We start from the raw sequence: 14,020 nt of genomic DNA on the forward strand, positions 1-14,020 counted from the left end.
TCTCTTCCTCTCCAAGATAGTTTTGCCTGATTACCTCAGGCGTAATTGGTTTCACGCCGGTGCTGGTCGAAAACGGTCACGTCAAAACCGTCAAACGAAGGAGACAGATCATGACCGACCTCAACACGATCGCCCAAAACTACATCACCGCCTGGAACGAGAGCGATGCCGGCCGCCGGGCAGCGTTGCTCAAGGCTGTTTTCACCGAAGACATCAGCTATCGCGATCCGCTCATGCAGGGCGACGGCCATGAAGGCGTCGCGGCGCTGATCGACGGCGTGCAGCAGCGCTTTGCCGGCTTCCGCTTCTCGCTGAAGGGCACTCCGGACGGCTTTGCCGACAAGATCCGGTTTTCGTGGAATCTCGGGCCGGAAGGGGTCCCGTCCGTCATCGAAGGCACCGACATCGGCGTCATCGAGGACGGTCGCCTGAAAAGCGTGACCGGCTTCCTCGACAAGGTGCCGGCGCAGTGAGGTCACCTCGTCAAGACGTGGTGGAGAATACCAATCGCCAAAGTCGGTGCTGCCCCTCATCGCCCTGCCGGGCACTTCTCCCCGTATAGTGACGGGGTGAAGGGGGCTGGCCGCAACCTTGGCGCCTTCGTCACTACGCTGGTGATTGGCGAAACCGGTGACGGGAGCGCCCCTCTCCCCGTCCCTACGCGGGGAGAGGATGCCGGCAGGCAGGTGAGGGGCAGCGCCGGCGCCCTGATAAAGAGGGTGGGACACGCCCCAACTCACGCGGTTACAGCCCTGATCGCCGGGTAAAGCGCCCGGTAGCGGTGATAGGCATCGGCATAGGCGTTGCCGAGCGCCGCATCCGGTTCGATCGTGGCGTCTGTCTTCGGCGCCGTGCACACGGCCAGCGGATCCGCCCCTGTCGCGGCGATAAGGCCAAGCCGCGCAGCCCCAAACGCGGCGCCGAAATCGCCGTCGGCGGGGATGTCGACCGGCACCTGCAGCGCGGTGGCGATGGCCTTCAGCCAATAGCGCGAGCGCGAGCCGCCGCCGATCGCCGTCACCCGCGTCAAGGTGGTGCCGGCTGTCTTCAACGCTTCGAGGCTGTCGCGGAAGGCGAAGGCGACGCCTTCGAGCACGGCCTGGGTCAGCACGGCGCGGCCCGATTCATGCGCGAGGCCGGTGAAGGAACCGCGAATGGCGGAATCATTGTGTGGCGTGCGCTCGCCCGAAAGATAGGGCAGGAAGGACACGCCGGTCGGCGCTTTCAGCGTCTCGCCGAGTTCCGACGTCAACTCGCCTGCGCCCCTGCCCGTGATCTCCGACAGCCAGTTGAGCGAATCGCTCGCCGACAGGATGACGCCCATCTGGTGCCAGGTGTTGGGCAACGCATGGCAGAAGGTATGCACCGCGCTTGCCGGATTGGGCAGATAGGCGGCGTTAGCGGCAAACAGCACGCCCGACGTGCCGAGCGAGACAAAGGCGTGGCCGGCGCGGACCGTGCCCATGCCGCAGGCGGAAGCCGCGTTGTCGCCGGCGCCGCCAGCCACCGGAATGCCGGCCGCGATACCCCATTGCGAGGCGAGTTCGGCGCGCAGCCCGCCAGCCTTCGCGGTGCCCTCGACCAGCGCCGGCATATGGCTCTCGTCGAGCGATGTCGCCGCGAGCAGGTCCGCCGACCAGCGGCGCTTGCCGACATCGAGCCAGGACGTACCGGCTGCATCAGACATTTCGGAAATGTGTTCCCCGGTCAGCCAAAGCCGCAGGAAGTCCTTGGGCAAAAGCACCTTTGCTACCTTGGCGAAGACAGCGGGTTCGTTGTTCTTCACCCAGGCCAGCTTCGGCGCGGTGAAGCCAGGAAAGACGATGTTGCCGGTGAGCGCGCGGAAGCGTGGATCGGCGTCGAGCGCGGCCGCCTCTACATGGCTGCGCGTGTCATTCCAGAGGATGCAGGGACGCAGCACCTGATCGGCCGCGTCGAGCAAGGTCGCGCCATGCATCTGGCCGGACAGGCCGATGCCCTTAACCGCCGCGAACTGCCCGGGATGCGACGCCTTCAGTTCGGCGATCGCGTCTTGGCAGGCGCGTATCCAGTGCAGCGGATCCTGCTCGGACCAGCCGGGATGCGGGCGCGAAACATCAAGCGTGCCATGGCCGGAGCCGATGACGCCCTGTCCGGCATCGATCAGCAGCGCCTTGACGCCCGATGTCCCCAGGTCGAGGCCGAGATACATGGTTTCCTCCCACGTTCTTATTTTTTTCGGATTCCGAAAAATATGCTTCAGCCAGTTTTTAAGGCAAGATCCGTTCCGGGTCAATTCTCTGACAAATCCGCGGCGCGTCTCGAAAACAGCGCCGACAGCGGACTGTCCGGGCGTACCATCGAGCGCTCCATCGTCAGCACCTTGGCGAGCGCGCCGTCGCCGGCGCGCAGGGCGGCCTCGATCAGCGTGAGATCGATGACGTCGCGCTGCGCGTGGCTGCCGCCAAAGCGATGGGCGATCGCCCGGATGGGCCGGATCAATCGGATGGTCTCGGCGTAATTGCCCTCCCCGAACGCCTTGATCGCAAGCGTCAGGGGGTGCCCCACATCCCGCGTGAAAGCGGCATTGTCCGCATCGCCCCGCATCGCCTCGCGCTGGGCCTCGAGCAAGGTCCGGGCCGGGGCGTCGAGCCCGGCGCCGACAAAGGCCATCATCGCATGGGCGTCGTTGAACGCGTAATTGCCGGATGCGGCCCTGGGCACCCAATTGGCAGCCAGCGCCGCCCAGCGGTCGCCGACATCGACGTCACCGAGATGAAGCCGCCACAGGATTGCCGATGCATCGACCATGTTGAGCGCCAGCGTCGATCTGGCGCCGTAGATCGGTCCGTCATAGAGCGCCAGCACCTCGCCGGTCTCGCCGAGATCGTAGTGGAACAGTGCCAGGTGCCACCAATTGTGCACTTGGAGGAAGCTCTCCTTGGTCCAGGCATCGGGATCGGCACGCATCCAGGCAATGCCGTCCCTTTGCCGGCTTTGCATCTCCATCACATGCGCCACCGCATGTTGCGCCCAGCCGTCGCGCGGTTCGATCTCGACCGCTCTGCGACCCAGCCTTTCGGCCTGTGCGTATTCAGCCATCTCTTCGAGCCCGAAGGCCTGCATGCCGAGGATGGCGTGGTAACCCCGCATGTCCGCCTGCCATGACGGCAGGGCGCGGGCGATGCGGTCGCGCAGCATGCGGGCGTTGCCGGTGAAGAAATCGACCTGGTGTCCGACCTGGAGCGCCACGGCATCGAGCGGGAAATCGATCGCTATGTCCTGAAGGATGCCGGAAGCCTGATGCCAGCGGCCGTTGGCGAGGTGGCCGAGGGCTGAGACATGCGCCCGTTCGCGCGTTGTCGCGGCAAGCGGCAGCGCCGCCTCGTGGCAGGTCCTGGCCACGGCCGTAGCTTCCGGCTCGGTGGCAAGGCCGAAGAGATAGCCCTTGAAGACATGCGCCATGACGAAACCGGGGTCCTGCGCGATGGCGCGATCGACGGAGTTGACCGGATCGCCGATGAAACACTGCAATTCGCGCACGGCCTGGCCGTAGAGCGCGAATCCGGCTTCCGTCGCGCCCGAAACTGCCAAGCCGAATGTGTCTTTGATTGGCATGCGAGAGTCCTTGGTCAGACCCGGATGAGCATGATGCCCCTCGGTCCAACATCATCTTAAAGCATGGGCGAAGGCGATGCCATTTCACGGGCACATCTGCGCCATGTCAGTTATTTTTGCAGTTCATCAACCATGAGAGGCAGATTAGGCTTTGTAAAACTGGACGAATTGTGGCTTCAATGCGGCGCGGGTAAGGGGCTTGAAATCGCGATCTGAGAGGGGACGCGATGCGGCACTTTGAAATACAGCCTCCGAACAGCGGTTCGGAGCACATCGGCGAGGCTATTTCTTTGACGCGGCGAAGGCCTAGGCGAATCAATCCTGGGTTTATTAGCTTACTTGCAACTACAGCGCTTATGTTGCTGCCTGGCTCCGCGGCCTTCGCGGCATGCGTGCTGGTTCCGTCTCCGGGAAATGACACCTTCACTTGCGATGGTGGCGATTCGAGCGGCAGCCTCAACGATACCAGCGGCAACAACACGCTGACCTTCCCGGCTGGCGGCACCGGCCAGGTGAGCGGCAATGTCACATTCGGCGCCGGCACGGACCGCATCGACATGCAGTCCGGCACCATCACCGGCGCGGTCGATCAGGGCGCCGGCACGGATTTCTTCGCCATCGGCGGCGGCACGGTCGCCGGCAATGTCCAGCAGGGCGCCGGCATCGACGACTTCAGCATGAGCGGCGGCCAGGTCGGTTCGCTGAACCAGGGCGACGGGCTGGACACCTTCACCATGACGGGCGGCCGCATCGTCGATTTCTTTGACGATGGCGACCGTGCCGTGATGACCGGCGGCCGCATCGGCCGCGTCAACATGAAGCTCGACAAGAACTATTTCAACATGTCGGGCGGCATCATCGACCGCAACCTCGTCACCGGCTTCGATCAGGACACCATCATTCTCTCCGGTGGCACGATCGGCGGCAACATCAGCGTCAGCGGCGGCAACGACAGCGTGACGATCACAGGCGGCACGGTGGGCGGCGATGTGCTGATGAGCTTCGGCGCGGACAATTTCGTCTGGAACGGCGGCGGCATCATCTATGGCTCGGTCGACCTCGGCGCCGACAACGATACCGCCAAACTCAGCAATCTCACCAACGCCAATCTCGGCGGAGCCGATGCGCTGAATGGCGGCCTCGGCACCGATGCGCTTACCTTCGACAACGTCAAGCTGGAAGGCATCGCCAGGGTCCAGAACTGGGAAACCATAGACGCCACCAACGATACCCAGTTGATCCTCGACGGCAATCTCGTACTGGGCGACAGCGGCACGGGCACCGGAAGGCTCAGCGTCGACCAGGCAAGCACGCTCTATGGCGGCGGTGGCTTCAACAGTTCCATCCAGGCCTTCACCTCGGGCCAACTGGCCGATGTGGTCAATGCCGGCCGCATCGACCTGACCAACGGCGGCACCGGCGCTTCCGATCGCCTGACCATATCGGGCAAGTATGTCGGCATGGGCGGGCTGCTCCTCCTCCAGACCGAGCTTGGCGACGACAGCTCCGCTTCCGACCGGCTGGTGCTGTCCGGCGGCACGGCCTCCGGCTCGACCGGCATCGCTGTGGTCAATGTCGGCGGCGCCGGGGCGCAGACCACGTCCGACGGCATCATGCTCGTCCAGGCGGTCAACGGCGCCACGTCGAGCGCAAGCGCCTTTGCCCTCGATGCGCCGGTCGCCGCCGGCGCCTTCGAATATTATCTCTTCAAGGGCGGCGTCAGCGCCGGCAGCGCGGAGAACTGGTATCTGCGTTCGACGCTGAACACACCGGCAACACCGGCCGCCGGGCCGTCGGCGCTCGAACCGGCGCCGCAACCAGAGCCGGAGCCGCCGCCGTCCGAGCCGCCGCCGCCGCCGTCCGAGTTGCCGCCGGTGCCGGTGCCGACCGATGGCGACATCAACAATCCGCCGGTCGATTCGACACCGCCGGTGCAGGCGAGCGACCCCGAACCCGAGGCGCCGCCGCCACCGCCGCCAGCGCCGCCGGCTGATCCACCACCGCCACCACCGGTGGTGCCGACCGCCGTTCCGGACCTGCCGACGCCGGCTGCCGGCGAGACGATCCTGCTCTACCGCATCGAGGTGCCCACCTATTCGGCCTTGCCGCCGGTGGCCGAGCACCTTGCGATGACGACGCTCGGCACCTTCCACGAGCGGCGCGGCGAACAGAGTCTGTTGTCGAACGCCGAGCTGTCGCCTGTCTGGGGCCGCATCTACGGCCAGGACGCCAAAATGGGCTGGTCGGGAACGGTGTCGTCGTCTTTCGACGGCACCTTGTTCGGCCTGCAGGCGGGCTTCGACGTCTTCGGCCGCGAAACCGCTTCGGGCGGCTTCGATCGCGCCGGCCTCTTCGTCGCCTATGCCAGCATGAAGGGTGACGTGCGCGGCCAGGCTCTGGGGCAGAATGATCTGTCCGTGGGCGGGCTCGATGTCAGCGGCACCAGCGTCGGCGGCTACTGGACCCGCATCGGCCAGGGCGGCTGGTACCTCGACGGGGTGCTCATGGCCACCTTCTTCGGCGGCGACGCGACGTCGTCGCGCGACGTTGGCATCGACATTGGCGGAACAGGTGTCACCGCCTCGCTGGAGGGCGGCTATCCCATAGCGCTGGCGCAGGGCTGGACGCTGGAACCACAGGCGCAACTGATCTGGCAGCATCTGTCGCTCGACGATACCAAGGACCGTTTCTCGTCGGTCTCATTCGATAGCGACGGCAGCGTCACCGGCCGGCTGGGCGCTCGGTTGCAGGGCGAGGCTTCTGTCAACGGCATAGCGCTGCAGCCCTATCTCAAGGCCAATATCTGGCATGATTTCGGCGGCACCGACCGTGTCAGCTTCGACACCACCGACATCTCGACCGAGGGCAGGTCGACCTCGTTCGAGTTCGGCGGCGGTATCGTCGCCAAGGTGACGGACAAGGTCAGCATCTTCGCCACCGGCGATTACACCACCAACCTTGACGGCGACAAACGCCGCATCCTCGAGGGCAATCTGGGCTTCAGCGTCAAATGGTGAAGCAAGCTGTGCTGATGTTCAGCTAGTGCCAGCCTGACCTGAATCTCAACACGCCTTGGCCGCGCCTGCTTTCTCAATTGCCGGACCGCATCGCCACCGTGGCGATGCCGGCGCCGACCAGCAGCGTGCCGCCGGTGCGGTTGAAGATGCGGATCGCCCTGGGATTGCGCACCACGTTGCGGGCGCGTGCCGCGATCAGCGCGTAACCGAAGGCGTTGGCGAAGGCGAGCGCCAGGAAGGTCGTCTCGAAAACCAGCATCTGCGTCCAGAAACTGGCATGCCGGTCGAGAAACTGCGGCAGGAACGCAACGAGGAAGGTGATGCTCTTCGGGTTGAGCGCGGTGACCAGCCAGGCATGCGCCATCATCTTGGCCGAAGACACCGCGTCGGTGCGCGGTTCGGCCTTCAGCGTGCCGCCGGCGCGGAACAGTTTCACGCCGAGATAGATCAGATAGCCGGCGCCGATCAGCTTCAGGACGGTGAAGACACCAGCGGAAGCCGCCAGCAGCGCGCCGATGCCCAGCATCGACAAGGTCATGGCGGTGAAGTCGCCGAGCGCCACGCCGACGGCCATCGGCAAGGCGGTGCGCCAGCCCTGGCCCAGCGCATAGGACACGACCAGAAGGATGGTCGGGCCCGGGATGACAAGGAGGATGGTCGACGCGGCAGCGAAGGCGGCCCAGTTTTCGAAGGACATGCTCGTCTCCTTTGAGCTCAAAGAAGAGGATAAATCCTTGGGTCCCGAAGAATGTAAAGGGCCGAATCTTTGTTTTTTGCGCATTCCGGTCGGGCAACCGGTACGACCTTATGGACTACGACATCAATTGCGCCAGCGGCAGCCCGGTGTCAGTTCGCGCCGCCCAGCGTGCTCACGATATCGGCCAGGCTGACATTGGCACCGAGAACCGTGGCGGCCGCGACAATGGCAGCGGCAAAAAGCTTGATGTCGGTTTTTAACGTCTTGCACATGGAGGCCGCTCGCTGATCATCGGGAGAGGTAGGAAACACCAGCGCCGGGATTGTGACCTGACAGGGGTGATTTTGTGCCTGACACTGGATGACGGTCGCCGGGAGGGCGGAACGGCGTTTCCGGCAATGCGCAAACGCAAGCAGCGCAAGGCATTCACGCTTTATCAACCATGAATGATGAAAATGCCCGCTATCCGGCCGGACCGTGCTTCCCGCCGACAGCGTAGGGTTTGGGTATATGCGTGAGTTGCCGCAAGGTCCGACGCCGCCGCGAAACGGCGACGCAATCGAAACCGATCTTCTCCTCTCCCGCCGCGCCGTCCTGTCCGGGGCGGGCGCCTTGGCGCTGCTCGGCGTCGCCGGCTGCTCGACTTCGGGTGGCGGCGGCCTGCCGGCGCTCCAGCTCGACGATACGGTCACCGGGTCGGTGCCGATCCGGCCCTCGATCAGCGTCGACAAGAACATCACCAGCGCCGACGTCATGTATGCCGCGCTGACCGACAACGGCTTCAACGTGCCCGAGGTGCCCTATCTCAAGGTGAAGCCGGAATTCCGCCGCCAGATCGTCGTCGATACGACAGGCGAGGCCCCCGGCACGATCGTCGTGCATCTCAAGGAGCGCATGCTCTATCTCGTCCAGCCGGGTGGCGACGCCATCCGCTACGGCGTCGGCATCGGCAAGGACGGTTTCCGCTGGTCCGGCCGGGCCAACATCCAGTACGGCCGCGAATGGCCGACCTGGACGCCGCCGCCCGAAATGATCCAGCGCAAGCCGGAACTGGCGAAGTGGCAGGGCGGCCAGCCCGGCGGCCTCACCAATCCGCTCGGCGCCCGCGCGCTCTACATCTACCAGGACGGCAAGGACACCGGCTACCGCATCCACGGCTCGCCCGAATGGTGGAGCATCGGCCAGGCGATGTCGTCGGGCTGCGTGCGCCTGATCAACCAGGACATCATCGACCTCTACAGCCGGGTATCGAAGAAAAACCCCGTCGTCGTCATGTGATCGTGGCCACGTTTTGCGGCCGCCAGACTCTTCCGTTGCGCGAGGCGAGAAGACAGGCCAAGGTGCCTTGAAAACCTCGGGAGACGTCAGGAATGGCCGGAACTTTTGTTATCGCGCAGGGCGGCGGCCCTACCGCCGTCATCAACCAGACGGTGGTGGGCGCCACTCTGGAGATCCGCAAGCGCCATCCCGGCGCCAAGGTGCTGGGCTCGATCCACGGCGTGCGCGGCATTCGTGACGGCAACTATGTCGACCTTTCGGCCATTCCCGAGGACCGGCTGCGGCTGATTGCCGGAACGCCGAGCGCGGCACTGGGCTCGACGCGCGACAAGCCGGATGCTGCCTATTGCGAGGTCATCCTGAAGGGCCTGCAGAAGGCGGGCGCCGACGCCTTCATCTATATTGGCGGCAACGACACCTCGGGCACGCAGCAGATCCTGACCGATGCCGCCGGCGGCAAGATCGCTTTCGTCCATGCGCCGAAAACCATCGACAACGATCTCGAGGAAAACGACCACACGCCGGGCTTCATCTCGGCGGCCGAATTCGTCGCCGGCGCCTTCCTGTCGGTCGACCTCGATTTTCGCGCGCTGCCCGGCATCTATGTCGGCATCGTCATGGGCCGGCATGCCGGCTTCCTGACCGCGGCCGCCGCGGCCTGGCAGCTCGACCCCGACAGCGGCCCGCATCTCGTCTACGCGCCGGAGCGGCCGTTCTCCGCCGCAGGCTTCATCGAGGACGTGCGCGCCACGCTCGACCGCCACAAGCGCTGTATCGTCGCCGTGTCGGAAGGCGTCAGCACCGCCGACGGCAAGGCGCTGGTCGAAAGCCTGGTGCCGGCGGACAAGCTCGAACGCGACCAGCACGGCAACGTCAAATTGTCGGGCAGCGACCTGCCTGCGGCGCTCGAACGGGCATTGGCCGAAGGGCTGCCGGGCAAGCGCGCCCGCGTCGACGCACTCGGCTACATGCCGCGCGGCTATGTCGGCGCCATCAGCGCGGTCGACGCGCAGGAGGCCTTCGATGCCGGCGCCTTCGCCGTCGGCGTCGCCGAGCAGGGCGGCGGCTCGGTCGCGCTGCAGTATGATGGCAGCAAAATAGTGCTGAAGAAGGTGCCGCTGAAGAACGTCGCCGGCAAGACCCGGCACATGCCCGACGATTTCATGAAGTCCGACGCCAACCAACTGTCCGAGACCGGCATGGCCTATCTCAAGCGGCTGGTGCCGGAAAAATACAAGGTCGGAAAACCGTTCGTCTGATCTTGGGCTTGGAATTAATGCCTGGTGCCGCCTGATGGAAAACTGGTTCAGCAAGCGCATCGTCGACGACAGGACGATGATGCTGACCGAGCCGTTCGTGCACGACTATGTGCGCGCCAACATCTGGCATTTCACCGGTCGCGACGCCGACCTTCTGGTCGACACCGGCATGGGCATCTGTCCGCTGGCGCCGCAGATAGAGACGCCCGCAGGCAAGCCGCTTCTGGTCGTCGCCACCCATATCCACCTCGACCATGTCGGCTCGCTGCACGAATTTCCGCTGCGGGCCGGGCCAAGGATGAGCGCGGCGCAATTCGAGAGCATGGATGAGGCCGCGACCTACGCCTACATGTTTCACGATCTCGAGGGCGCGGTTTCGAAGCTGCCCGAGCCGGGTTGGAAGTCGGTGGATTACAAGATCCCATCGGCGCCGCTGACGCGGACCCTTGATGAGGGCGACGTGGTCGACCTCGGCGACCGGCAATTTCGCGTGCTGCACCTTCCCGGCCACTCGCCGGATTCGATCGCGCTGTTCGACGAGGCCGATGGCCTGTTCTTTAGTGGCGACGCCATCTATGACGACACGCTGATCGACGATCTGCCGGATTCCGACAGGGGCACTTATGCCAGCACGATGCGGCGCCTGCTCGACCTGCCGATCCGCATCGGCCATGGCGGCCACGGCCCGAGTTTCGACGGCAAGCGCATGCGTGAAATCGCGTCGGCCTATCTGCGATCCGTAAGCGCGCTCTGAATTAAATCTTCGTAAGGTCGGGCAAAAACCCTAATTCAGGCCATTCGGGTCCCTAGATACCTCATGTCGATCCGGCCGGCCGCCATGTACGGCGAGACAGGCCATCCCGGCCGTCGACACGCTGACGGGCGCCTTCTCCCAAGAGCCGCCCGCGGCGCCGGATCAACCCTCGCCCGGACAGAACGACCATGTCACCTCTTGGTATTCTTCGTCGGCATCGCGTCGCCGCCCTGCTGGGCGCCGCGCTGATCATCTCCCCCGCCGTCGTCTCCTTGGCTCAAAATGCCGGCAATGGCGGCTTGAGCAACGTCGTTGCGACGACGCAGACCCCCGTCGCAGGGATAACGGCTCCGAGCGGCTCGTTCGCGCCGACCGTGGCCGCGACCAAGCCCGCTGTCGTCACCGTCACGACAGTCATGAAAGGGCAGCCGGAAGTCATGAGCGAAGGTTCGCCTGACGGTTCGCCCTTTGGCGGCAATTCGCCCTTCGACGACTATTTCCGCCAGTTCTTCGGCGATCAGGCCATGCCTGGTCCAAAGACGCCTCCACAGCAGCAGCAGTCGCCGCGTGCCGAGGCGCTCGGTTCGGGCTTCATCGTCAGCGCCGACGGCACCATCGTCACCAACAACCACGTCGTCGACGGCGCCTCCTCGATCAAGGTCACGCTCGACGACGGCACGGAGCTTCCGGCCAAGCTGGTCGGTCACGACGCCAAGAACGATCTCGCCGTGCTGAAGATCAAGGCGGGCAAGTCGCTGCCGACCGTGAAATGGGGCGACTCCGACAAGCTCATGACAGGCGACCAGGTGTTGGCGATCGGCAATCCGTTCGGCATCGGCACCACGGTGACGGCCGGCATCGTCTCGGCGCGTGGCCGTGACCTGCACAGCGGGCCCTTCGACGATTTCATTCAGATCGACGCGCCGATCAATCACGGCAATTCCGGCGGCCCGCTGGTGGATGTCAACGGCAATGTCGTCGGCATCAACACGGCGATCTATTCGCCGAATGGCGGCAGCGTCGGTGTCGGCTTCGCCATTCCATCGGACCAGGCTCAGAAGGTGGTTGCCAAGCTGATGAAGGGTGGCGACATCGAATACGGCTATCTCGGCGTCGAGATCCAGCCCGTCACCCCGGACGTGGCCAGCGCCATCGGGCTCGACCATCCCGCCGGCGCCTTGGTCTCGCAGGTCAATGACGGCTCGCCCGCGGCCAAGGCCGGTGTCGAGACCGGCGATGTCATCACCAGCTTCGCCGGACAGGACGTCAAGGATCCCAAGGATCTGTCGCGGGCCGTCGCCGACGTCGCGCCGGGTGCCAGGAAGACACTCGATGTCTGGCGCAAGGGCAAGGCCATGCGGATTTCCGTCGATGTCGGCCGCAACAGCGACGATGTGAAAACGGCATCCACCGGCGATTCCAGCGCGCCGGGGACAGAACAGGGCTCCCGCGCGCCGGCCATCGGCCTCGGCCTGATGGACATCACGCCCGACATCCGCCAGCAGATGAACCTGGCCGACAACGAGCGCGGCGCGGTGGTCGCCACCGTCAACCCGGACAAGGCCGCGGCCACCGCCGGCATCCAGCCCGGCGACATCATCGTCGCCGTCAACCAGGCGCCGGTGAAGAACGCCAGGCAGGTCACGCAAGCCATCGCGCAGGCCGGCAAGTCAGGCCGCAAGTCGGTGCTGCTGCTGGTCGAACGCGAGGGCAGCCAGATCTATGTCGCCGTCCCGTTCGCCAATGGCTGAACCGTGATCCCGCATTTGGCTCGTAGCAGGTTCGACGAACCTGCTACGAGCTGCTAGCGCGCCGCTGTATCGGCGCGGATGAGCACTGTCACCGAACCATTCTGGAGCAGCAAGCGGTAGCCCCGCAGCGCGTCTGCGACCGCGGGGTTGTCGCGAAGTGGCCTCGGCGGAGGGGGGTTGTCCGCGATCTTCAGCAATACCGGGGCACTGGGTACCGCCGTCCCATCGTCAAGGACGATGTCCGGCCGTTTGGTGGTCACTTCCTTCGCAATATCGAGAATGTATGTGTCCCGCAGTGCCTGCAGTTCCTTCCGTGTGACCGGATCCCTCCCCGCCTCGATCAGCAGCTCGGAATCCCTGATCATCCACGCGGAGGGGTGACGACCGACAAGGCGGCCACCGACCGCCCGCACGAGTGGGTTGCCGACCTGCAGCCGAGAGCCGATCGACATGACGGTGGGGCGATCGACGGCGATGGCGATGGCGGCTATCGCCGCGTCCAGATCGCCGCGAGGCTGCAACAGCGCTGAGACCTGTCCCTGAAGGGCGATCAGTATCAAGAGAAGCAGGCCGAGCGCGGTTCCGGTCCTGGCCAAGATGGTCAGGTCCCGCCACGGCGGCCGCCGGACAAATTGGAGCAGGAACGCCAAGGCGCCAAATGTCAGGAACGGCAGCGCCTGATAGGTCCAACCCTTGCCCATCATGAGGAAAGCGGGGACATAAGCCGTCCCGGCCAGAAGCAGTATTTTCGCATCGCGATGAATACGGTCGGGGCGAGCCATTGCGAGCGTGGTCGCCGCCATTGCCAGGAACGCTTCGATCGGCCAGAGCGTCAACATATCAACGACCGGCGCGCGCATCGGCAGATAGACCTGACGCAGCAACGGCAAGACATCGGTGAAGAAGGGGCGCATGAAGACTGCGACCGCAGTCAGATAGATGACGGTCAAGAAGCCGCCGACGACATTCTCCGTCGTCCAAAGCGGACGCAATGAGCGTCGTTGCAGCGCAACCACCAGGGCCGGCACCGCCAGCGCCAGCACGCTGTAAGGAGGTTTGATCATGACGAAGACAGCGGCGCCTACACCCGCAACGATCCGCTCGGCAGCGCTGCCGGCGTGGAAGTCCACTCTGTGATCGCGCACCGAGAACAGAGCCAGCCATGGCAGCAAGGCAATGACGGAAATCTGCTCGCGTTGGCCGAAATCCAGCGGCAGCAGGAACAGCACGCAAAACACCGCGACCGGAGCGAGCCAGGCGTATCGCTTGAGCGATTCATCGGCCTGGATGAGAATGCGGGCCGAAAACCAGATTGAAGCAACCGCCAGCGCCGCCAGTCCAACGCTCAGCCAGAGTTCCGCCGCGAGCCCGGTCAGCCGCTCCATGACAAGGAAGGGCAGATAGAGCCAGGTTGAAAACGGCGGGTTGGCCTCGGCAATATCAACGTAAAGGCGTTCGCCATTGAGGACGCGGTCGCCGACCGTCAGCAGCCAGGAGACGTCGACATTGACCGGTAGAAGAAGCGAGGTGATGGTCGCATAGGCGACGATCAGCAACGTTGCAGCGGCCGGAGCACCGAGACGAGACGCGGCCTGGCTGGAATTCAAGCTTGCCGGCTTGCCCGGGGCAATGAGCGGCGCATCCATGCCAACGGCCTTCACCACAAC

At 64.8% G+C, this 14,020-nt stretch carries 11 protein-coding genes; 7 read left to right on the plus strand and 4 right to left on the minus strand.

The window, feature by feature from the left end; translation table 11 throughout:
• The first annotated feature begins 110 nt into the window (after window positions 1–110).
• On the plus strand, window positions 111–473 hold the full coding sequence (locus EN808_RS29410; RefSeq protein WP_127279346.1) for a nuclear transport factor 2 family protein: 363 nt from the start codon (window positions 111–113) through the stop codon (window positions 471–473).
• A gap of 263 nt (window positions 474–736) precedes the next feature.
• On the opposite strand, the gene xylB is transcribed toward EN808_RS29410, so the two are convergent.
• Both xylB and EN808_RS29425 read right to left on the minus strand, forming a co-directional pair.
• Complete coding sequence (gene xylB / locus EN808_RS29420) at window positions 737–2,191, minus strand: xylulokinase (protein ID WP_135917585.1); 1,455 nt, start codon at window positions 2,189–2,191, stop codon at window positions 737–739.
• 80 nt (window positions 2,192–2,271) lie between these two features.
• Window positions 2,272–3,597 (minus strand): tetratricopeptide repeat protein, encoded by a 1,326-nt coding sequence (locus EN808_RS29425; RefSeq protein WP_135883886.1) that lies wholly within the window; start codon window positions 3,595–3,597, stop codon window positions 2,272–2,274.
• A 227-nt stretch (window positions 3,598–3,824) separates the two neighbouring features.
• Between EN808_RS29425 and EN808_RS29430 the strand changes: the two genes are divergently transcribed.
• Complete coding sequence (locus EN808_RS29430) at window positions 3,825–6,614, plus strand: autotransporter outer membrane beta-barrel domain-containing protein (protein ID WP_135917587.1); 2,790 nt, start codon at window positions 3,825–3,827, stop codon at window positions 6,612–6,614.
• Between the two features lie 73 nt (window positions 6,615–6,687).
• Here the strand turns inward: EN808_RS29430 and EN808_RS29435 are convergent, their stop codons facing one another.
• Entirely contained in the window at window positions 6,688–7,311 is a 624-nt protein-coding gene (locus tag EN808_RS29435; protein WP_135917589.1) for a LysE family translocator, read from the minus strand.
• 110 nt (window positions 7,312–7,421) lie between these two features.
• Between EN808_RS29435 and EN808_RS36495 the strand changes: the two genes are divergently transcribed.
• The 5 genes from EN808_RS36495 to EN808_RS29460 all read left to right on the plus strand — a co-directional run bounded on the left by EN808_RS36495 (window position 7,422) and on the right by EN808_RS29460 (window position 12,353).
• Window positions 7,422–7,571, plus strand: coding sequence for a hypothetical protein (locus tag EN808_RS36495; RefSeq protein WP_167531394.1), 150 nt, complete (start codon window positions 7,422–7,424; stop codon window positions 7,569–7,571).
• 250 nt (window positions 7,572–7,821) lie between these two features.
• Window positions 7,822–8,589: a L,D-transpeptidase gene (locus EN808_RS29445; protein ID WP_135917591.1), complete on the plus strand. Its 768-nt coding sequence runs from the start codon at window positions 7,822–7,824 to the stop codon at window positions 8,587–8,589.
• Window positions 8,590–8,681: 92 nt separating this feature from the next.
• Window positions 8,682–9,848, plus strand: a complete 1,167-nt coding sequence (locus EN808_RS29450) for a diphosphate--fructose-6-phosphate 1-phosphotransferase (protein ID WP_135862746.1) — start codon at window positions 8,682–8,684, stop codon at window positions 9,846–9,848.
• Window positions 9,849–9,882: 34 nt separating this feature from the next.
• Window positions 9,883–10,602, plus strand: coding sequence for an MBL fold metallo-hydrolase (locus tag EN808_RS29455; RefSeq protein WP_135917593.1), 720 nt, complete (start codon window positions 9,883–9,885; stop codon window positions 10,600–10,602).
• A 188-nt stretch (window positions 10,603–10,790) separates the two neighbouring features.
• On the plus strand, window positions 10,791–12,353 hold the full coding sequence (locus EN808_RS29460) for a DegQ family serine endoprotease (RefSeq protein ID WP_135917595.1): 1,563 nt from the start codon (window positions 10,791–10,793) through the stop codon (window positions 12,351–12,353).
• A gap of 53 nt (window positions 12,354–12,406) precedes the next feature.
• Here EN808_RS29460 and EN808_RS29465 read toward each other — a convergent pair whose 3' ends face one another.
• On the minus strand, window positions 12,407–13,999 hold the full coding sequence (locus EN808_RS29465; RefSeq protein ID WP_135917597.1) for a hypothetical protein: 1,593 nt from the start codon (window positions 13,997–13,999) through the stop codon (window positions 12,407–12,409).
• Window positions 14,000–14,020 lie beyond the last annotated feature (21 nt).

The organism is Mesorhizobium sp. M8A.F.Ca.ET.165.01.1.1 (assembly GCF_004792065.1).
GTDB lineage: Bacteria > Pseudomonadota > Alphaproteobacteria > Rhizobiales > Rhizobiaceae > Mesorhizobium.